This is a genomic window from Sulfitobacter noctilucicola (genome assembly GCF_000622385.1).
Taxonomy (GTDB): Bacteria; Pseudomonadota; Alphaproteobacteria; order Rhodobacterales; family Rhodobacteraceae; genus Sulfitobacter; species Sulfitobacter noctilucicola.
In genome coordinates this window covers 1,656,203-1,676,201 of record NZ_JASD01000008.1, presented here as the reverse complement: position 1 = coordinate 1,676,201, position 19,999 = coordinate 1,656,203, and the positions used below count along the sequence as shown (strand labels likewise).

Annotated in this window: 17 protein-coding genes and 1 pseudogene; 4 read left to right on the top strand and 14 right to left on the bottom strand. The window is 56.1% G+C overall.

Annotation, left to right across the window (positions count from 1 at the left end; all coding sequences use genetic code 11):
- Window positions 1–3: 3 nt before the first annotated feature.
- From Z946_RS0111885 to Z946_RS0111845, 9 genes are all read right to left on the bottom strand, one after another.
- Window positions 4–870, bottom strand: a complete 867-nt coding sequence (locus Z946_RS0111885) for an ABC transporter permease (protein WP_025055957.1) — start codon at window positions 868–870, stop codon at window positions 4–6.
- A complete protein-coding gene (locus Z946_RS0111880) occupies window positions 867–1,949 on the bottom strand; it encodes an ABC transporter ATP-binding protein (protein WP_025055956.1) in 1,083 nt (360 codons plus the stop codon). The genes Z946_RS0111885 and Z946_RS0111880 overlap by 4 nt, the downstream gene beginning before the upstream one ends.
- 236 nt (window positions 1,950–2,185) lie before the next feature.
- Complete coding sequence (locus Z946_RS0111875; protein ID WP_025055955.1) at window positions 2,186–3,169, bottom strand: GntR family transcriptional regulator; 984 nt, start codon at window positions 3,167–3,169, stop codon at window positions 2,186–2,188.
- On the bottom strand, window positions 3,166–4,401 hold the full coding sequence (locus Z946_RS0111870) for an ABC transporter substrate-binding protein (protein ID WP_025055954.1): 1,236 nt from the start codon (window positions 4,399–4,401) through the stop codon (window positions 3,166–3,168). The genes Z946_RS0111875 and Z946_RS0111870 overlap by 4 nt, the downstream gene beginning before the upstream one ends.
- A 226-nt stretch (window positions 4,402–4,627) precedes the next feature.
- Window positions 4,628–5,599, bottom strand: coding sequence for a 5-oxoprolinase subunit C family protein (locus Z946_RS0111865; RefSeq protein ID WP_025055953.1), 972 nt, complete (start codon window positions 5,597–5,599; stop codon window positions 4,628–4,630).
- Window positions 5,589–6,464, bottom strand: coding sequence for a 5-oxoprolinase subunit B family protein (locus Z946_RS0111860; protein ID WP_025055952.1), 876 nt, complete (start codon window positions 6,462–6,464; stop codon window positions 5,589–5,591). The genes Z946_RS0111865 and Z946_RS0111860 overlap by 11 nt, the downstream gene beginning before the upstream one ends.
- Before the next feature lie 16 nt (window positions 6,465–6,480).
- A complete protein-coding gene (locus tag Z946_RS0111855) occupies window positions 6,481–7,848 on the bottom strand; it encodes an acetyl-CoA carboxylase biotin carboxylase subunit (protein ID WP_025055951.1) in 1,368 nt (455 codons plus the stop codon).
- A 2-nt stretch (window positions 7,849–7,850) separates the two neighbouring features.
- A complete protein-coding gene (locus Z946_RS0111850; RefSeq protein ID WP_025055950.1) occupies window positions 7,851–8,087 on the bottom strand; it encodes an acetyl-CoA carboxylase in 237 nt (78 codons plus the stop codon).
- A gap of 23 nt (window positions 8,088–8,110) precedes the next feature.
- Entirely contained in the window at window positions 8,111–8,893 is a 783-nt protein-coding gene (locus Z946_RS0111845) for a 5-oxoprolinase subunit PxpA (protein ID WP_025055949.1), read from the bottom strand.
- A 133-nt stretch (window positions 8,894–9,026) separates the two neighbouring features.
- On the opposite strand from Z946_RS0111845, the gene Z946_RS0111840 reads away from it, so the two are divergent.
- Both Z946_RS0111840 and Z946_RS0111835 read left to right on the top strand, forming a co-directional pair.
- The gene (locus Z946_RS0111840; RefSeq protein ID WP_025055948.1) at window positions 9,027–9,929 is read left to right on the top strand and encodes a LysR family transcriptional regulator; all 903 of its coding nucleotides are present in this window, start codon (window positions 9,027–9,029) and stop codon (window positions 9,927–9,929) included.
- A gap of 106 nt (window positions 9,930–10,035) precedes the next feature.
- Window positions 10,036–10,950, top strand: a complete 915-nt coding sequence (locus Z946_RS0111835) for an AEC family transporter (protein ID WP_025055947.1) — start codon at window positions 10,036–10,038, stop codon at window positions 10,948–10,950.
- A gap of 51 nt (window positions 10,951–11,001) precedes the next feature.
- Here Z946_RS0111835 and Z946_RS21825 read toward each other — a convergent pair.
- A pseudogene (locus Z946_RS21825) lies at window positions 11,002–11,247 on the bottom strand (IS3 family transposase); the annotation flags it as partial.
- Window positions 11,248–11,493: 246 nt separating this feature from the next.
- Here Z946_RS21825 and Z946_RS0111825 point away from each other — a divergent pair.
- Window positions 11,494–13,134 carry an FAD/NAD(P)-binding protein gene (locus tag Z946_RS0111825; RefSeq protein WP_025055945.1) on the top strand — a complete coding sequence of 547 codons (1,641 nt, stop codon included), beginning with the start codon at window positions 11,494–11,496 and terminating at the stop codon, window positions 13,132–13,134.
- 95 nt (window positions 13,135–13,229) lie between these two features.
- Here the strand turns inward: Z946_RS0111825 and Z946_RS0111820 are convergent, their stop codons facing one another.
- Entirely contained in the window at window positions 13,230–13,727 is a 498-nt protein-coding gene (locus Z946_RS0111820) for a lactoylglutathione lyase family protein (protein ID WP_025055944.1), read from the bottom strand.
- 98 nt (window positions 13,728–13,825) lie between these two features.
- Here Z946_RS0111820 and Z946_RS0111815 point away from each other — a divergent pair, with 98 nt between their 5' ends.
- Window positions 13,826–14,716, top strand: a complete 891-nt coding sequence (locus Z946_RS0111815) for a LysR family transcriptional regulator (protein ID WP_025055943.1) — start codon at window positions 13,826–13,828, stop codon at window positions 14,714–14,716.
- A gap of 84 nt (window positions 14,717–14,800) precedes the next feature.
- On the opposite strand, the gene Z946_RS0111810 is transcribed toward Z946_RS0111815, so the two are convergent.
- The 3 genes from Z946_RS0111810 to Z946_RS0111800 are packed head-to-tail and all read right to left on the bottom strand — an operon-like array spanning window position 14,801 to window position 19,999.
- Window positions 14,801–16,153 carry a M20/M25/M40 family metallo-hydrolase gene (locus tag Z946_RS0111810; RefSeq protein WP_037969187.1) on the bottom strand — a complete coding sequence of 451 codons (1,353 nt, stop codon included), beginning with the start codon at window positions 16,151–16,153 and terminating at the stop codon, window positions 14,801–14,803.
- Window positions 16,150–18,195, bottom strand: coding sequence for a hydantoinase/oxoprolinase family protein (locus tag Z946_RS0111805; RefSeq protein WP_025055941.1), 2,046 nt, complete (start codon window positions 18,193–18,195; stop codon window positions 16,150–16,152). The genes Z946_RS0111810 and Z946_RS0111805 overlap by 4 nt, the downstream gene beginning before the upstream one ends.
- Window positions 18,182–19,999, bottom strand: a complete 1,818-nt coding sequence (locus tag Z946_RS0111800; protein ID WP_241461329.1) for a hydantoinase B/oxoprolinase family protein — start codon at window positions 19,997–19,999, stop codon at window positions 18,182–18,184. The genes Z946_RS0111805 and Z946_RS0111800 overlap by 14 nt, the downstream gene beginning before the upstream one ends.

Genomic DNA, 19,999 nt, shown 5'->3' with positions numbered 1-19,999 from the left:
CGGTTAAAGCTCCCGCTTGAGGTCAACGATACGCAGGAAACCCGCAACGACGATGCCCAGCAGCACGGTCAGGATCACCCCGACCACCGATGCCATGGCCCATTTTAGTGATCCCACTTGTGTCACGATGATATTGCCGAGCAGGTTCACCTTGCGACCTGACAGGGCACCGGATGTTGCAAACTCGCCCAACACCATGACGCTGACAAAGATCGCGCCAACGACGACCCCCGGCAGGCTTAAGGGAAAGATGATCTTCCAGAAAATGCGTCCGAAACCGGCACCCAGATCGCGGGCGGCTTCGATGATGTTGCGGTCAATGCGGCCCAACATAAAGGCAATCGGTCCGACCATGAACACGACGTAAATCTGCGTCATACCGATGATGACCGAAAGTTCGGAGAACAGCAGAACCTCGATAGGGCTGTCGATCAGACCCATCTTTTGCAGCACGATATTGACCGCACCTTCCTTACCCAACATCGGGCGCCACGCCAGAACGCGGATCAGGAATGACGTCCAGAACGGGATCACGCAGAGGACCAGCAGGACGGTCGACAGTGTTTTGCTTTTGACCAGAAGCCCGACATAAAGCGCCGCCGGATACCCGATGAGAAAGGTCATGCCGAGAACGATCAACCAAAGGCGAACCGTGGTCCACAACGCCCCGACATATGCGTCAGAGGCAAAGAAGTTGCGCCAACTTTCGAGTGTAAGGGTCGAGTTGATCGAAAACGTCGTCTGGGTCCAGAAGGACACGTAGACAATCATCATGATCGGAGCGACGAGGAAAAGGATCATCCACACCACGCCGGGAGCGAGCAGTTTGAAAGTTGGCGTTTTCTGCTTGTTCACAATGTCGGTGCTCATGCTGCAACCTCCTGACCAAAAATGATTGCATGTGCGGGATCCCAGGACAGGACATAGTCCGCGCCGATCTCCAGCTCCCGAGGCTCGCCAAAGCTCAGATGGTGGTCCACCTCGATTGTCTTGCCGTCGGCAGCTTCGAACAGAAACACGATCGAAGACCCCAGATATTCGTTGGCGAGGTAGCGGACAGGCAGCGCCGGACCCGGCAATGGTGCGCCCTGATCGAAAATCTGGGTGCGGTCATAGCGGATGGCATAAACATCCTTCGGGTTTGCGCGCGCGGTTGGTGCAGGAACCTTGCCAAAGGGGCCAGTGAATGTGCCGCTCTCAAGGCGACCATCGAACAGGTTGAAGCGGTTGAGGAACAATGCGACGTCCGAGCTGTCGGGCGTGTCATAGATCTCGTCAGGTGTTCCGTATTGAACAATTTTCCCTGCATCTAGCACAGCGACACTGTCACCCATGGCCAAGGCTTCGGTTTCGCTGCCTGTTACGTGCAGAAAGGTTACATCAAGACGTTCACGGATGGCGCGCAATTCGGTCTGCATCCGGTCACGCAGGTTTGCGTCCAAAGCGCCCAAAGGTTCATCCAGAAGCACGAGTTTCGGCTGCAAAACCAAGGTACGAGCCAAGGCGACCCGCTGTTTCTGTCCACCGGAAATCTGATCCGGCGAACGGTCCTCCAAGCCAGCCAGCCCGACCATGGTTATCGCCTCTGCGACGCGGCTGGTGATCTCTTCTTCTGCGACGGTCGTCTCGCCATTGCGTAGGCCAAAGGCCACATTTTCGAAGATGGTTAGATGCGGAAACAATGCGAAGTTCTGGAAAACAAATCCGATGCCGCGCTCATGAGCGGGCAAATCGGTAATGTCCTGTCCTTGAAACCAGACCCGCCCGGCATCAGGTTTTTCAAAGCCAGCAATGATGCGCAGCAGACAGGTCTTGCCCGATCCAGATGGCCCCAAAAGAGAAATGTAGCCGTTGTTTTGTGCAACGAAATCTATTTGATCCAGCGCCGTCAAATCGGCGTATCGGCGCGTCACGCCCTCTAGCCGGAAAATGGGTTCACTATGCGTCATTCAGCCCTCGATTTGGTGTAAAAGAAAGGCAAGGTCCGGTCCTGCGACCCGCACAAAACGCTGTGTGCGATGCCCTCTCATAAAATGTATAACGTATGAAAAGACTGTTTAATGGCTGTGGCAATAGTCATCTTTATGAATTTTTTGCGAAAAATATCTACTATTACGTGTATATCTGGCGATATTTTAAGAAATTTCAATTATTCAAAATGATTATTGGATGCTCGAGTCATTTTTTAGACAGGCACGAGATATCTTGGGATCGACTCGCTCTCTGGAACCAGCGCAACGATTTTGAGACGTGCCAGACTCTTGTACGCGAGGATGCGCAGATGCTCTTTCAGATACTCGATTGAAGCATCAATCTGACGCGATCCGATGAGATCAAAAAGCGTTTTGTATTGGTCAAGCGCAACGGTATCGACAGGCAAACCGAGGTTGTTCAGCGCATCATCCATCGCCGACAGCAGCAATCTGTTATTGGCAATCAGTTCCACCAATGCAGCGTTCGGCGCACGGGAAAGGCAGTGCGTCATCAGCGCCTCCTCCAGCTCTGACGCGCCTTTGCTTTCACCTGCTTCGATGCGGTCCCGAACACGTGCGATTTGCACGGGATCAATATAATCGGCTGCCTGACGCAATGCGGCAGTCTCCATGATGCTGCGCAATTCGTATTTTTCACGTAATGTGCGTGCAGTCATCGGTCCGGCCAACCAGTGCGATGTCGCGCCTTTGCGCAAGAGACCACGTTCGTTCAGACGACTTAATACATCGCGCGCGACCGTGCGGCTGACCCCTAAGTGATCGGCCAATTCAGTTTCAATCACGCGAAACTCACCGAAAATCTGGCATGAGGCAATCTCGCCCTCAACCCGGTCATAAACCCGCAACCACGTTCCGCGCACCGTCAGCGCCTCACGAGAGTCCGAGGGGATTTCGAAGTTGAACTCGTCAAGGCCACGCCGTATCGGTGTGAGTCCCTGCACTTTGGTGCCAACAAGGTACCCACGCCCGCGAAACCGGTGAATGAGTCCCTCGGAATTCAGCATTCGAAGAGACGTCTGTACCGGTGCGCGGCTTGTCTGCATCAGCTTTGCGATCGGCCCCTCAATGAGGACCAACCCCTCTGGAAGGCGTCCCGACTTGATATTGTGGCGCAACACCCGGCTGATGGTTTCATAGAGCGGCTCTTGCCCGGATATTTTTGGCGATTTGCTCATGATACGCCTGCACCCAATGTTGCAATGAACCGGTTCCATGCACGGGCAGCGTAGTTATATTCGTCCATCGTCGTATTCCACAGGGCGATCCGGCTGACACGCTCGTTGTAGGCCCCGCCGGGCCTACGCTGACCGGCACGGACAACAGTTTTTCCTGTTGGTCCCTTAAGGTCACAAGGCGCAATGTCGCCGTCATACCAATAGCCCCATTCTTCGGGGCTCAGGTATTCCCGCACGCCCTCTGGATTTGTCATATAGTGACCTTGGCGCGCCATCACTGCCCCAGCCGGCCCGGTCAACCACCAGTTAAGGTACTCATAGGCCATCTCAAGCTTGGAGCCGCTCAGGTGGCGGGCCAGCGACGCTCCGCCGTGCCATGCACGGTAGCCCTCCCGAGGGACACTTTCGCAAAACGTTCCCTCCATTGGTCCCAGGTTACCATAAGAGGGTGCCCACATGCTCTGGACCGACACACGGTCTTCCAAAACCAGCTTTTCGGCTTGGTCGGCATCGACCCAACTGCCAACAAAGAACCCCTGTTGGCGCAGTGTTTCAAGCAATGCCATCAGGCTGTCGATTTCGTCGACAGTCATATTCCCGATGTCTTTGAAGGTCAGATCGCCGTTGGCCTCTGCCGCAAGTGCTACATCAAATATCCCGATTGCGGGTTCATCCACCAAAGCAATGCGGCCGCGCGCACGTCGGTCAAGCAACCAAGCCCAGCTTGATCCTTCCGGCCCCTCATCACCAAACAGACGGCGATCAAATCCAAAGCTGTCTACGTTATGCGTGGTCGGCAGCATGCTGATCTGTGGCATTTGCTGCTGGCCCAGCGTGCCATCCGGCTGAACGTATAGCTTGCGCACAGGCGCGTCACCGTGGCCGTGCCATGTATATTTGCTGATACCACCGACCTTGGCCAGATTACCCACGTTGTCCCATTGCTTTATCAAAGCAGTGTCGATTGGCTGCAAAGCGCCCCAATACCAAACGATATCGAGGTTATGAAAACACTGTTCGTAGATATCGTATGTAAGCGGGTCCATCGCCGCGCGGCGTTGACAGCTTAGAAAATCAAGCGATTCAAATTCGATGTCATAACCCAGATCGGCGATGGCCAGCTGCCGCACCTCTTCGAGCAGGGTTACATCGGTGCCGCGCACCCTGAGTTTGCGCCGTTTTACCCGCGGAGGCGAGGCAAGTTTATGTCGATCATGAAGAGTACCGGCCATTGGTGGGAACGTCCTCCCTTACTGGGCCGCACAATTGGCCTCGCTGTTTTTACCTCTGCAAAGACCAGACGTAAATGTCACCTTGCCGCCGGCTACATTCGGTATTCTTTCAGACGCGAATGTGTGTCGATCACGTTATTCCAGCGCATCACCGGTCAAACCGGCTTAGACCCTCTATGGCAGACCGGTGAGCGCCATCAGGCAGTCACCGGCCTCATGGACACGCTTAACCTAGATGCTCACGTACCTGTGCAAGCATCTTCTTCCGCTCTGCGCGGGCTTTTATCGCTTGGTCCATGTTGACCTGCACGAATTTGACCGGCGTGTGCGGCTGCAACTGTCCGATCAAATCCATGTCAGCGGAAATGATCGCACCCAAGGTGAAATAGCCACCGCCAGATACCGCGTCGCGGTGCAGCACAATCGGTTCCAGCCCGCCTGGCACCTGAATGGAACCGTAGGAATAGCAACCATCGACGATGTTGGAAGGGTCGGCGCCAGCACCGAAAGGCTGTTCGCGGTCTACAAACTCGAGCGGATTGCCTCCCTTGAAACGGTACCCCATCCGGTCCGCTTCCAATGCGACGGCCCAGTCATCCGCAAAGAACTGTTTCTGTGATGCCGGTGTCAGACGGTGCCAGTATAATCCCGGCAACACGCGAAGTTCTGCCGGATTACCGGGCAAACGGCGCAGCTTTTCAGGAACGCTCAGCCCGGGTTCGATCATATCGGCCTCGCCCAAGGGAATGATGTCTCCTTCTTGGATATTGCGGCCTTCAATGCCTCCCAGCGCGCCAATCGGATAAGTAGAACGACTGCCAAGTGCCGGTGGCGTATCGATGCCCCCACTGATCGCGATATAGGCGCGCGCGCCGGATTTCAGAAAATCAAAGCTAAGCGTTTGGCCCGCCTTTACCTCGATTGCCGTCCATGTCTCGCAGGGAGTGCCGTCGATCTTTGGTGGAAGGTTTGCGCCTGTGACTGAGATCAAGGCGTCTTTCTGGAACTCGATTGTCGGCCCCATAAAGACAACTTCGAAACCTGCAGCGCCTTCGGGGTTTCCGACCAGCATATTGGCAACACGCAATGCAAACCGGTCCATCGCGCCGCCAATTGGGATGCCCAGATGAAAGTAACCGGGGCGGCCCAAATCCTGAATAGAGGTCGACAGTCCGGGCTGAATAATTTTAAGCGACATTGAGGGCCTCCATCAGTTTGGCGTTGGTGCCAGCCATGTCCGCGTTAAAGGCATCAAGATCGAAATCCACTTCGGCGATGCGCGGCACATATGTGTCCGCTTCGACCTCGGCCAGAATGCGGTCGTATTCGTCGCGGTCAATCGGCTTCCACTTAACGATGTCTCCGGGTTTGAAGAACACCATGAAATCCTTGAGGTAGCTTTGTTTTTGCTCAGGATCGAAAATAGGCATCGGGGTGACACCAAACATCTGATATCCGCCCGCGCCCCGCACTGAATAAACGCAAGAAAAGCAGCCTCCATAGCCAACGGTCTGTTTTGGTGTATCCGTTCGGGGCCGCAGATATTTCGGTACCTGCAGCTGCTTTTCCCGGTCGACCAACTGGTACAAGAACGGGAGCCCCGCGACGAAACCAACCATGGATACGAACCACGGCTGTGCATGATGCGCCTCGATAAAGGCGTCGACACTGTCGAAACCGTTGATCCGTGCGGCGTAGTCCAGATCGCTACCGGACGGGTCCTGATGGCGTTCGCGGAAACGCATCAGCGTCTCATGGGTCCAAGGATCCTGATAGTAGACCGGTATCTCGATGATGCGGGTTTTCAGACGTTTCTCTGCGTCTTCGGCACGATGCTCCAGCTCTTTGACCTTTGCCATCATGTCGTCCGGCGCGATCACATCAGGATCAAACCGCACCTGAAACGAAGCGTTCGCAGGGCAAATTTCGGTGACCCCCTCAATTTTTGCATCGCGCACAGCGTTGCTCATCGAAAGCGATTTGAAAAACGCATCGAGTGACATTTCATCGTCCATCTCGACATAGATATGTTCATCGCCGCCATAGGTATAACGTGTCTTCATGGTATCCCTCCAATGATTAGCGCGTTGAAGTCAGGTTGCCCGCAGCCAGCCACGGCTCAAGCCATTGAGTATGAAAGTCGTCCGCCCGGACCGCAGCATCATTTGCGAGCGCCAAATGCAGCGGCTTGGTTGTTTTGACACCTTCGATTTCAAGCCCTTCGAGCGCGGTCACCATCAAGTCAATGGCCGCAGCACGGTCGGGTGCATGGACGATCAACTTGCCCAAAAGTGAGTCGTAAAACGGTGGAATTTGATAGCCTTCGTATAAAAAGTGATCAAAGCGGATACCCTTGCCCTCAGGCACTGTCAGACCTGTGACCTGTCCCGGAAACGGCATGAATTGCATCAGCGGATCTTCGGCATTCAGCCGGACCTCGATCGCATGACCAGAGCGGGTGATGTCCGACTGCTGTTGGCGGAGCTTTCCACCACCGCAAACATGTATCATCTCTTGGACAAGATCTGTGCCGGTCAACATTTCGGTCACAGGGTGTTCCACCTGAATCCGTGTGTTCATCTCGATAAAGAAAAACTCTTTGGTAACGCCGTCATAGAGGTATTCGAGAGTGCCGGCACCCACATAGTTGACCGCTTTGGCCAGCGACACAGCAGTGTCGCACAGATGTTTGCGCGTTTCCTCATCCAGACAGGCGGCACCCGCCTCCTCCCAGACCTTCTGACGGCGGCGCTGCATCGAACATTCGCGCTCAAAGTAGTGCACCGCGTCCTTGCCGTCGCCCATGATCTGCACTTCGATGTGGCGTGGGGACTGAATTGCACGTTCCAAATATAGCCCGCCATCCCCGAAAGAAGCGGCGGCCTCGGCCTGCGCTTGCGGGGCCATCTTGCGCAATTCGTCTTCGTTTTGCGCGATGCGAATACCCTTGCCGCCGCCGCCAGCTGCAGCCTTGATCATCACGGGGTATCCAACCTCTGATGCCACTTTCACGGCTTCGTCGGTTGTCTCCAAGCGCCCTTTCGACCCCGGAACCACAGGCACACCTGCGGACTGCGCCGCCTGTCGCGCGGCAACTTTATCGCCCATCCTGTCAATTGTATCGGCGGAAGGCCCGACAAAGGTGATACCAGCAGCAGTCAGCGCCCGGACAAAGCCGGCGTTTTCGGCCAGAAATCCATAGCCCGGATGCACAGCATCTGCTTTGGCAGCCTTTGCTGCCGCTACGACGGCATCGACGTTCAGATAGGATTGCGCCGCTTGCGCAGGCCCGATGCATACGGACTCATCAGCCAAACGCACCGCCAGCATATCCGCGTCCGCTTCTGAATAGGCTTGGATCGTGTGAACACCCATCGCCTGCGCCGCGTGAATAATCCGCACCGCGATCTCGCCACGGTTGGCAATGAACATGCGCTGGATTGGCATTCTTATTCCTCCAGCTGCGCAAGCGCTTCACCGGCCGTGACGGCGGCACCATTTTCCACAAGATAGCTGTCGAACGTACCGGCTGTCTCTGCCTTGATTTCGATGAATGTCTTCATCACCTCCACCAAACCGATGGTGTCGCCTACGGCAACGCTGTCACCTTTGGATTTGTATGTCGGTTCTTCGGGAGAAGCCTGAGTGTAGAAAGTGCCCGGAACGGGGGACATGACCTGCGCCATAGTAGTCTCCTTGTCTGATTTCTTTACGAGAGTGTTTTTGCAACTTCGGCAGCTGTCGCGATGCGTATGCCTGCGTCCGACAAGCCCGATCTGATCGCCTGTCCCATGCTAAGAGCACCGGGCGTGTCCGAGTGGAAGCAAATCGATTCAAACTCGATGTCCATCTCATCGCCTTCTACCGTTGTGACTTTGCCGGTTTGGCATGCTTTTACGCATTTTTCTGCGATCTTGGCCGGATCAGGCCGACCGACCTGACGTGTGAACACGATAGAGCCGGAATTATCGTAATCGCGGTCGGCATAGAATTCGCGAATGACCGGATGCCCTGCCCGCTTTGCGGCGGCGTAGGTTTTGGAAATGCCCATGCAAAACAGCAGGGCATCAGGGCTTGTGACCTGCAAGGTATCCACCAGCATTTCTGAAAGGTCATCGTTTGTCGCGGCTTCCATATACAGCGCGCCGTGAAGTTTAACGTGCTGCAACGGTGCACCGTAGCGCCGCCCGAATTCGCGGATCGCACCGATCTGATAAAGAATGTCATTAATCAATTCGGCGGAATCAGTGTTGATGTAACGGCGCCCGAAACCTTGCAAATCGGCATAGCCCGGATGCGCACCGACACCGACGCCATGTGCCTGTGCCAACTTCACCACGCGGTTCATTGAGTTCGCGTCACCAGCGTGAAATCCAGCCGCAATGTTAGCGGAACTGATGATCTTCATGATCTGGTCATCCGGCGCGTCACCAAGGACCCATTGACCAAATCCCTCGCCCATATCGCAGTTCAGATCTACTACTTGCTTCACGCCGTCGCCCTCTCGTTTATGCCCTCACATTGATGTTCAGAATTCGCGTAATTGGAATTTCTTTTTTTCGCTGACGCATTATCATTTTTTCAGATATCATTAGGGAGCGCCGTTAGAAAAAAGTAGAGAAGTCATGAATTTCAAGCACTTGAAGTACTTTGTCGCCACTGCCGAAACCGGGCAAGTGAGCCGCGCAGCAAAACTTCTCTCAATTTCGCAGTCATCTGTCACCAGTTCTGTGCGCGAACTTGAGGCAATTTTAGGCGTTTCGCTTTTTCAACGGCGCGCGCAGGGGATGGATCTGACCAAGGACGGGCGGCAATTCCTGCATGCGGCCAGAGATATTCTGGAGCGAATCGATGCCGCCCATGAATTTGATCGCGGCAGCAACGAGGTTACCGGAACGCTCACTGTTGCCGCGTCCTATACGGTCATCGGTTACTTCTTGCCCTATCATTTGGGGCGGCTTAGCCAGCTTTATCCGCGTCTCGACATCCAGATTGTTGAACTGAACCGTCAGAGCATCGAAGAGCAGCTGCTCAGGTGCCAGATAGACATGGCGCTGGCGCTGACCTCAAATATCCAGCGCGATGGCATTGAAACCCTGACACTTCTCAAGTCGCCACGCCGGCTATGGGTGCCGGCAGGCCATGAATTCTGCCACGAAGGTGACGTTCCCCTCAGCCGTATTGCACAGGAACCTTACGTGATGCTCACGGTCGACGAGGCGGCCCATTCCAGTATGAAATATTGGAACAGCCACAATCAGAATCCCAATGTGAAGCTGCGCACATCCTCCGTTGAAGCGGTCCGCTCGCTTGTTGGGAATGGTCAGGGCGTAACCATCCTGTCGGATATGGTGTACCGCCCTTGGTCGCTGGAAGGACGTCGGATCGAAACGGTCCCCACCGATGTTGAAATTCCGACGATGGATGTAGGGCTCGCATTCAACCGCGGCGCGGCGCGCAGTCTCGCAATGGAGACACTCAAAGGCTATTTCACCTCGGCATTTTTGTCGCCCAAGTTGCAGTTCTGAATGCCAGCCGCTTGAAACTTTGGAACGGTTACGCGATGGACAGCGGACACGATAGAGCCGTTCCACGCATTTCAACGGCCCACCCGAATGCACAGGAAACGTTGCTATGATGGTCGGACTGGGGCTTATTGCCCCGTTTTTTCTATACATACTTGCCGGCGTTGCAGCGCAACTCCTGCTCCGCCATGGTGCAGAACAACAGCGTTGGCTCGATGCCTTTACCTTTTATGTTGCGCTGCCCGCTTTGCTTTTCCAATCGGTACGCATCGTGCCACCCGGTGCTTCCGAACTCATCGGGTTTCTCGCGATAACCACGATGGTCACTGGCTTGATGTTCCTGAGCGGATGGTTGATCGGGCGCAAGAATCCGGCGGGCGACCACCCTGCGGTTTTCGGGCTTGCCGCAAGTTATTCCAATATCGGATACATGGGTCCCGCCCTGACGGTTGCGGTGCTTGGCCCGACGGCTGGCGCCCCCGCGGCTTTTGTTTTCTGTGCAGATGTTTTGTTGATCTTTACGATTTGGCCGCTGATGATCGGGGGCAACTCACAGGGCTGGTCACGTCTGGTTGATCCATTGCGCAAGGTTCTTACCCATCCCTTTATCATTGCGACCATCGCAGGGTTGCTGTTCGCGCAAAGCGGCCTGACCCTGCCAGACAGTATCGACGTGCCCCTGACAGGTTTTCAGAATGCCGCAGCGCCCACCGCCCTGTTCTCTCTCGGCCTGACGCTGGCGCGCAACCGTGGCGGCAAAGTCGAGCCACGTCTCGCGGCATGTCTAACGGTAAAGCTTGTCGGGCACCCGTTGGCTGTTGCGATTGCCTTTATCGTCGTCTCTGGGTTCGATCCGATTTGGGTGGCCACGGCGATTATCATGGGTGCCCTGCCCCCCGCCGCCAATGTCTATATCATGGCCCGCGCTGCCGGCATCAGTGTGCCCTTGTCTGCACGAACGGTGTTGTACGGAACCGCGTTCTCTGCGGTGACATTGCCCGTCATTCTGTCGCTTCTTGGTTGAATGTTCCACTAGAAGCGGTTCGCACATTGCTGCTCCACCATCTGAACCTCCGCGGTGATGCAAGCGACGCGCTGTGAGTGTCTGTCGTTTGATCCTTTCCATGGCCTGACAGGGTATTGCGCAGCAATTGCCGAAGACGACGTCGGAAGGTGTGACGTTGTTGATGCTCTCGCAGGAGCGTTAGTGATCGACAAATGCTTCGATCTGGGCTTCAAGATCACTTCGCAGGAAGTCATTTTCAAGCAGGATGCGGTTCTTCAGGGTTTGGTGCCCGAGACGGTTTCGAACCTGTGTTTCAGTGGTGAATCCGGACACAGCATGTTCATCACCGCGACCACGTCCGTCTATCAATTCTTCGTAAACTCACTTGGCGCGGAACCATGGACACGTCAGTCGGGTTAAGCTTTATCGGAGTAGATCTTGAACGCGCTGGTGTCGGTTGCATTGGAACATTGAAATGCCACCGAATTCATCGCGGCTGCTATCGTAGCCTACACCGTTACTCGCGACATTCGAAATGGTAGCTTGAAGGGCTGAAAGCAGATGAACGAACAGGTTAACCAATCTCGTCTAGCGATTATCGGGATGGGGCCGCGCGGGTTGGGTGCGCTGGAGGCGCTTGCAATGCGCGTCGAAGACGGTGCAGCGCCTTTGAAAGTCGATGCCTTTGATCCCTTCCCAGCCTTTGGCGCGGGACCGAATTTTGACCCTGATGAGCCTGCTGTCTGTCAACTCAACATCCCGATGCGGGACGTCGAAATTCGCCCGCCGAAATTCGCGCGTTGTGGGAGCTTTGCCGAGTGGCTGGAGGACGCGCCCGGACCGAATGCCTTTCCAGCGCGTGCCGATTTGGGACGATATCTCGAAGAGAGGTACGCAGACCTGAAGGCGTCAAGGCGACTGGAGATCACACTTTCATCCACTAAGGTGTCCGAATTAAAGCAGGTGGATGAGGGCTGGATGTTGCGCGTCGCGGACGAATGGGTCGGGCCGTACGCCGAAGTTCTGTTATCGCCAGGTCAGCCGGATGTAGAACCGGATGACCAGCTTGCCGAATGGCAGCAACATGCAGATGCGTCGCATGGCACACTCGCACAGTCCTATCCGGCGAAACGTCTACTGTCGCAGGCCACTGCTTGGTCGGGCCGCACTGTCGCAATTCGCGGGTTGGCTCTTTCGGCTTTTGATGTTTTGCGTGTTCTGACCACCCTTCAAGGCGGTAAGTTTCATCAGGGCAAATACCTGCCTTCGGGAAATGAACCAGCGTGCATCCTGCCATTTTCGCTGGATGGCAGACCGCCCTTCCCGAAGCCTGAAACCGAAGCGATTGATGCGAACTTTGAACCGGAGCACGAAGAGACATGGGCTTTTTCGGACAACATTAAAAACGCAGCAACCGCCGCCCCGAAACGAGCGCAAGAGTTTATAACGGAAGCGCTTTTGCCAGTCGTAGCCCGGATTTTGCGCGACGTGGGCGGCGATGCGGACACCTCCGATGTTGCAGACTGGCTAGAGACCGAATGGTCCTCGCCCGGTTCGCAGGAAACTGGCGGTTCATTAGAGACCTTGCAGGCCGGGATCGCGATGGCAGAGGGCAAAAGTCTGCCGTCAATCGGCTACGTGGTCGGGCAAGTCTGGCGAAAATGGCAGGATGAACTTCGAAGCGGCTATAACCCTGCCGAGACCCCGCCTGAAACCGCAGAAAAGATTGTCGCATTTGACGAGGGGCTCAAGCGGTATTCCTACGGACCGCCGGTCTCATCCAGTCGCGAGCTTGCTGCTTTGATTGATGCGGGGCTTGTCGATCTGGACTACGCTGCCGACCCTGATTTTGCACTTACTAACGGCGGCTGGACGTTGAAGAACGATGCGAGTTCTATCGAAGCGGACGTTATGATTGATGCTGTTCTGCCGTCACCGAACCTGTCGATCTTGCGGCCCCCGCTGCTAGTGGGCTTAATGGAAGCAGGACGACTGTCTCCGATCGCAGATAGCCTTGCTGCACATACTGCCGGCAATGGTCAACTTATCGGCAAAGACGGGGCGCAGTCACGCGGACTATGCCTTTTGGGGCGGTTGGCGTTGGGCAGCGTCGTGGCCGCGGATTCGCTTCACGATTGTTTTGGCGAAGCGTCTCACCGTTGGGCAGAGGGCGTAATGGAGCGGTTGGGGCCAAGGACCTGAGCAAAGCGATTGCGCGGGCTTACCGTCGGATACCGCAGTGTATCCGACGGGGCGCATCAGCCTCGATTGCCAATTCATAAATATGAGCTGACGGATCAAGAATATGCGCCATTGGAATACGTCAGTTCATAGCTGTGGCTATATAGCTCGAAAACGATACCAAAAGGGTCCTCGACATAGACCATGCGATATGGCTTGTCGTTCGGGAAATATTCCCGCACCGGCATGCGCTGCTTGCCACCAGCCGCAACGATCTTAGCCAATAGATCCTCAAGGTTCGGGTCTTGAATGGCAAAGTGGAACGTGCCGTGCTGACGGTAGTTCAAATTGTCTTGCGGTGCCTCGTGCCCTTCAAATTCGAACAATTCAAACCCGATGCGGTCCGCCGTTGCCAAATGGGCGATGCGCATGCGCCCCCACCCTTCGCCAAAAACATCTATGCACATCTGACCGATGTCGCTGTCGTCTTCGATTATGACCGTCGGTTCCATTATGACGTAAAAGCCAAGAACTTCGCTATAGAATCTGATCGCTTTTGCCAGATCCGGGACAGATAGACCGATGTGAGAGAACGAGCGGGGCGTCGGCAGCATAGTGTTTCCTTTCATGCGTGTTGAATAGGATTTAGCTGGACCGCGCTCGAATAAAAAATTATCATTTGGTATGATTTTCATAAATAAATTCACCACACATGCTTAACGCCACATGGTTGGACACCTTCACGACACTGTGCGATGTCGGACACTTCACGCGCACGGCTGAGTTGTTGGGGATGACGCAACCCGGCGTGTCGCAACACTTGAACAAACTGACCATTCAGGTCGGCAAGCCCCTGATCATAAAGGATGGCAAGTCGTTCACGCTGACCCCTGCCGGTGATGCGGTTTTGGCCATCGGCGTTGCGCGGCGTCAGCAAGAACGGGAATTGCAAGAGGCGATCCAAGCAGATGATCCCGACGCAGGGACCGTGAGCATCGGATCTTCGGGCAGCATTGCTATGTGGCTGTATCCACATCTACTGGAGCGGATGCACCGCGCACCGAAACTCGTTATTAACGTTACGGCTGCACCGCACGCCACTATTCTTGCCTCGGTCCTGAGCGGTACATTTGACCTTGGTATTGTCGCAGAGCCGACAAGCCATCCCAGGCTGGACGCCCAAGACTTGACCCGCGAAGAGCTGTGTCTGGTTGTCCCCCGATCCTTCGCCGGACGACAAGTTCACCTTCCCATGCTCGATGAGCTTGGCTTTGTCGCGCATCCGGATGCTTACGGCTATGCAGATGATCTTTTTTCTTTGAACTTTAAAGACACCTACAAAGGCGCTGACCGTTTGCGGGTCAGGACCTTTGTAAATCAGATCGGACAAATTCCGATCCCTGTGGCGCAGGGTCTTGGATATACAATTCTGCCAAGATCCGGCGTCGACGCTTTTGCCGGAAAGGCTGATCTGGCAATCATTCAATTGCCAAAGCGAAGATTTCAGGATCTACGCATCATATCGCGCAAGGGCCGAAGTGACATCGCACGTGTTGCGGCACTAGGTAAATTGATCACCCGCGCCGCGGTTGCACTGCAATAACTCCGTCCGAGTTGAGGTTATACGCCGCCTCTAAATGGTGTATTCAGAAGGCGGCGTTTTTCACGTATCATCCCCAAGGCGACATCACTGACCAAGTTCGAACAGCAGGGATGCCCCTGTACGGATACCGTCGATGAAACGGACCACCTCAAGGTTTTCGTTCGGCGCGTGGTTGGCCTCGTCTGCGTTTGCATAGGGCACAACAAAAGCCGGCTTCTTCAGTATCTTCGTCCAGACGTAATCCGGCAGGCTGCCGCCAACCGTCGGATAAAGCAGGGGTTCAACGCCGCGCGCGCGCTCGACCGCTTTGATCAGCGTCGCGGCAAAGGGCGTGTCCATGGGTGTTTTGGAAGGCAGCATACCATTGTGGCGGACCACCTCGACATTTGGTGCGTGCTTGGCGACATGCGCCTCGATACGCTCGAACACATGATCGGGTGTCAGGGGTTCGACCAGCCGCACATCGCATTTCGCGATGGCTTCATTGGGCAGAACTGTCTTGCTGCCCGGACCGCCGTAGCCGCCGTGAAAACCGTTGATGGTCAGTGTCGGATGGAACATCAGACGGTCCCAATACGGGCGGTCCAACGGGCCGTCGAGCGCCTCAAGGCCAAGGTCTTTCATCACCTCCGGCAGATCAAGTGGCAGACGCGATGCGGCGTCCAGCTCAAGATTGGTGGCAGGTATAACCGGTTCTGTGATGCCTTCGACTGTGATATTGCCATCAGCGTCCTTCATCGTTGCCAGCAGCTGTACCAGCGTCCAGATCGGGTTCGGCACGACGCCCCCGAAATTGCCGGAGTGCACATCGCGCGATGCCCCCTTTGCCACCAGATCAAATGACGCAACACCGCGCACACCGAATGTAATCACCGGTTGGCCGGTTTCATGAAGCGGCCCGTCAGAGGTCACGACAAGGTCGGCTTGCAGTTCGTCCATATGATTGCGCACAAAGTCGGCAATCTGTGGGGAGCCGATTTCCTCTTCACCCTCAAGGCAGAAAATGATGTTGCACGGCAAGGTGCCTGTGACCTTCAGATGGGCCTCGATCGCCAGAAGCTGCGCGAAATGCTGCCCCTTATTGTCACCAATGCCGCGCGCCCAGATGCGGCCATCGCGGACTTCGGGTTCAAACGGAGGACTGACCCAAGCCTCAAGCGGATCAGGCGGCTGCACGTCATAGTGACCATAAAGCAGGACGGTTGGTTTTGACGGATCAACGGTACGGTGTCCCAGAACGAAAGGATGTCCGGGCGTCTCGATCAGCTTGGCGTCGAAATCCAGCCCCTTAAGGTAATGGACAAGCATGCCTGCCACTTCCCTGATCCCGATGTTATGGGCGGAAATAGAGGGGTGGCTTACATATTCCATCACCCGCGCGACGTAGCTTTCTTCGTTTTCTTTGATGTAGTCGAAAATTTCGTCGATCTGGCTCATGCTGTTTCCTTTTCCAACAACAATGCAGCGGAGGGATGCACGGTGGCGGACCAGCCGGGCGGAATGATCGTGGTCGTATCCAGTTGCGTGATCACGGCAGGGCCGGACAGCCGCACGCCCGCACACAGGGTGGCGCGGTCATAGATTGGCGTGTCCACATCGCCGGTCTCCCAATGCACCATCTGAGATTGGACCGGCGCTGGCTTTTCACCGGTGTCAAGGTCGGGGCGCGGCGATGCTTCGGTGCGGCCTGCCGCCTCGATGCGCAATGTAACCAGTTCAACCTGAGCGTCCAGAATGAAGCCGTAAAGGGCTTCGTGTGCCTGCTTGAAACGCGTTTCGGTGTCTTCAGGTGTGTCGGCCCAATCAACGGCAATCTCGCCGCCCTGCCCGTGAAAGCGCAGCAATGCGCGGGTCTGGATGTCACGGCGCTCCACCGGAATGCCCTCTTCTTCCAACCACGCGGTGGCGTCTTTGACCAGCTCGCTGGCAATGCTGTCGCCCACGCTTTGATCAATGGCACCGGGTGTCGGCAAAGCACGTGTAAATTCCGCTTTAAGATCGGCGGCAAGCAACCCGTCAGCACAAAGCAAGCCCGGCGCAGGCGGCACCATGACCTGATTGATGCCAAGCAGTTCTGCCAATGCAACACCGTGCAAGGGACCGGCACCGCCGAACGGCACCAGTGTGAAGTCGCGCGGATCATGGCCACGTTCCACAGAAACGGTCCGAACCGCGCCCACCATGTTGTTATTCATAATCGCAAGAATACCACGCGCTGCATCGTGGCGTTCCAGCCCAAGCGGACCGGCAACATTGTCATCCACAACCTTAAGCGCGGCTTCCTGATCCAGCGACATCTCTCCGCCCAGCAAACTGACAGGCAAATGACCCAGTGCAACATGCGCATCTGTCACGGTCGCCTGTGTCCCGCCATGACCATAGGCCGCAGGACCTGGCCTTGCTCCGGCGGAATGGGGACCAACTGCAAGCGTTTCATCCGCGACCTGCGCGATAGACCCGCCGCCTGCCCCGATTGTCACCATATCGACCATCGGCAGGGACAGCGGCCAATCGCCAACCTTGCCCGATTGCGTCAGGCCAACGACACCATCGCGTATCAGGCAGATGTCAGCAGAGGTGCCACCGATATCGACAGTGATGATATCCTTGATCCCGCAGGCCCCGGCAACGTCACAGGCGCCCACAACACCGGCAGCGGGGCCGGACAACGCAGTAAGCGCCGGTGCCGTGCGGATCGCCGCCGTGCCTGCAACACCGCCGTTTGATTGCATCAACAAAAGGGGTGATGCGACGTTTGCCTCGGACAGACGGTTTTCCAGCCGCTCCACATAGGTGGAAACGCCGGGCATGACGCCCGCGTTCAGAACCGTTGCAAGGCTGCGTTCGAATTCGCGCACGACCGGCAAAACATCTGTGGAACAGGTGACATCCACGTCAGGCAAAGCGGCCCGCAACAATTCGGTCACGCGCTTTTCGTGATCTGCATTTGCGTATGCGTGAACCAGACAAACCGCGACCGCTTCGACATTTTGCGCGCGGATCGCTTCAGCCACCTTTGCCACGCAGTCCTCGTCCAGCGGCGTCATCACAACGCCCCCTGTGCCGATACGCTCATCAATTTCATGGATACGCGATGCGGGAACCGGACGGCGCGGCTTGACCCACGTGAACAGGTTTGCATGACGCGGAATATCCTGACGCCCGATTTCCAGCACGTGACGGAAGCCCCGCGTTGTCACCAGCGCTGTTTTGGCCCCTTTGTTTTCAAGGATCATGTTCGTGGCAACAGTTGTGCCATGCAGCACCTGATCCAACACGGATGCATCAATGCCAGCATCCCCCAAAACCGCATTCACACCCGTCATGAAAGCCTGCGATGGATCTACCGGCGTCGACGGTGTTTTGGCACGCCAGACCTGACCGGAAGTGCGATCAAGCAAAGAGATGTCAGTGAAGGTGCCGCCAATGTCGACAGCCACGGCATAGGACGGATCAAAGGTCATATCAGACGAGGGCATCGACGTACTCCTGACGGTAAAAGCGGCCAACCTTCGGGCGGTCGGCGCGGTGTGATTTGGTTGCGGTAACGTCGAGTTCATCGTTTTTTATGACCACGCCGTACAATTCAAGCGCGGCTGCTTCGGTGACAAAACCGTCGAGCACATCTTCAAGAACACGTTCTGCGGGACGGTCATATGGATGCCCATGCCCGCCCCCTCCTCCGGTCTCGATGCGAAGGATATCGCCTTTTTTCAGCATGTTACCGTCTGACAGCGGGTTCAGAACCACCTCATCCGGTGTGCCCGGATTTACAATCGCAACGCCGTGACGGCCGGACCGCCCGCCGTCGATGCCCCATGGCGGGTTCTGCACACTGTCGATACGGATCGCGCACATGGTGGTTTCGGCAAGGATCTCGTATTCGCGCACAATGCCACAGCCCCCACGATGTTTGCCCGCCCCACCGGAATCAGGCACCACGCCGTAGCCCCGCATCGTGACAGGATATCCAGCTTCAAGAAACTCCACCGGATAGTTTTCTTGCGCGACAAAATAGACAGCATCAATACCGTCCGCTGTCGCCCGCGCGCCGTAGCCGACACCGATACCGTCAGCCAGAAGGTACGGCTCCAATTCGCCCGCCTTGTTGCGGAATTCGCCACGCATGATGTTCACCACATAGGCCGAATTCGCAGCGGGCGCTTCGCCGCCGCCGGTGTTGAGCAACCCGCACATCGCGGAAATCATCCGCATCGCCGTCAGGCCGCGCAGGCCAAGAGGCGCGGGGTATTTCGGTTGCAGGAACGACCCCTCGCGAAACAACACCTCGTCCAATGCATTCGGACCGCCCGCGTTGCACACCTGCGACGGATCACCCCCCAGATAGAACAGGCCCAGCGCCATACCCGGCACGCCCTTGTTCATCAGATAATTGATAGGACCCGGGGCCTGATCATCGCTCTCTCGTGCATCAAAGATAAAGTGATCGTCCCCATCAGTGCCCTTTTCGCGGGTCAGGGCAAAACGCATGCGGAACGGGCCGTTGCCGTGGCCATCACTGTCGATGGCATCGGTGAATTTATGCGTGCCGTAGTCAAACGTCTCCGCCAGTTTTGTGCGCACCAAACGGCGCGTCCGGTCTAGCAGCTGGGCCAGTGCGTCGGCCATCATGTCCGGCCCGAAGCGATCAAGGATTTCACCAACCCGCTTGGTCCCCAGATCGACCGAGGCCATCAACGCGCGCATGTCACCGATACTTTGATCGGGAAAGCGGGAGTTGCGGTGGAAGATGTCGAGCACAGCTTGATTAACTTCACCCGCCTCGATCATCTTGGTGACGGGAATCATCACACCTTCCTGGAAAATATCGGTCGCATCAGGGCTGATTGAGCCGGGCCGCAGCCCGCCGATGTCGGCAAAATGCGCCCAGCTCATCACAAACGCGCAGATGCGCCCGTCACGAAACACTGGTGCCAGCAAAACCTGATCGTTCGAATGCGAAATTGCCCCGTAAGAGCCGTAGCAATCATTGTACCAATAGACGTCGCCGGGCTGCATGGTTTCTGCCGGAAACTTCTCCAACACAGGACGGGTCATATCGCCAAATATTGGAACCATTGAGCCGACGGCCATCGTGCCGTGCCCATCAAAAAGCGCGGTGTAAAAGTCCTTCTTCTCGCGGATAAAGGCCGAGATCGCAGTGCGTTCAATCAGCGCCTCCATCTCTGACTGGGCGGCGGCGATGGCCCCTCTGATAATCTCTAACGACACAGGATCGCAGATATGGCTGGGGGGTGCCTTTACGGCGGTTTGTTCGTTCAT

Excerpts from the sequence above, each read along its gene's own strand:
- Z946_RS0111870 (WP_025055954.1), bottom strand. The coding sequence starts at position 4,401 with ATGGCCGGTACTCTTCATGATCGACATAAACTTGCCTCGCCTCCGCGG.
- Z946_RS0111810 (WP_037969187.1), bottom strand. The coding sequence starts at position 16,153 with ATGAGCCAGATCGACGAAATTTTCGACTACATCAAAGAAAACGAAGAA.
- Z946_RS0111875 (WP_025055955.1), bottom strand. The coding sequence starts at position 3,169 with ATGAGCAAATCGCCAAAAATATCCGGGCAAGAGCCGCTCTATGAAACC.
- Z946_RS0111835 (WP_025055947.1), top strand. The coding sequence starts at position 10,036 with ATGATGGTCGGACTGGGGCTTATTGCCCCGTTTTTTCTATACATACTT.
- Z946_RS0111800 (WP_241461329.1), bottom strand. The coding sequence starts at position 19,999 with ATGAACGAACAAACCGCCGTAAAGGCACCCCCCAGCCATATCTGCGAT.
- Z946_RS0111850 (WP_025055950.1), bottom strand. The coding sequence starts at position 8,087 with ATGGCGCAGGTCATGTCCCCCGTTCCGGGCACTTTCTACACTCAGGCT.
- Z946_RS0111820 (WP_025055944.1), bottom strand. The coding sequence starts at position 13,727 with ATGCTGCCGACGCCCCGCTCGTTCTCTCACATCGGTCTATCTGTCCCG.
- Z946_RS0111865 (WP_025055953.1), bottom strand. The coding sequence starts at position 5,599 with ATGTCGCTTAAAATTATTCAGCCCGGACTGTCGACCTCTATTCAGGAT.
- Z946_RS0111855 (WP_025055951.1), bottom strand. The coding sequence starts at position 7,848 with ATGCCAATCCAGCGCATGTTCATTGCCAACCGTGGCGAGATCGCGGTG.
- Z946_RS0111860 (WP_025055952.1), bottom strand. The coding sequence starts at position 6,464 with ATGAAGACACGTTATACCTATGGCGGCGATGAACATATCTATGTCGAG.
- Z946_RS0111885 (WP_025055957.1), bottom strand. The coding sequence starts at position 870 with ATGAGCACCGACATTGTGAACAAGCAGAAAACGCCAACTTTCAAACTG.
- Z946_RS0111805 (WP_025055941.1), bottom strand. The coding sequence starts at position 18,195 with ATGCCCTCGTCTGATATGACCTTTGATCCGTCCTATGCCGTGGCTGTC.
- Z946_RS0111840 (WP_025055948.1), top strand. The coding sequence starts at position 9,027 with ATGAATTTCAAGCACTTGAAGTACTTTGTCGCCACTGCCGAAACCGGG.
- Z946_RS0111825 (WP_025055945.1), top strand. The coding sequence starts at position 11,494 with ATGAACGAACAGGTTAACCAATCTCGTCTAGCGATTATCGGGATGGGG.
- Z946_RS0111880 (WP_025055956.1), bottom strand. The coding sequence starts at position 1,949 with ATGACGCATAGTGAACCCATTTTCCGGCTAGAGGGCGTGACGCGCCGA.
- Z946_RS0111815 (WP_025055943.1), top strand. The coding sequence starts at position 13,826 with ATGCTTAACGCCACATGGTTGGACACCTTCACGACACTGTGCGATGTC.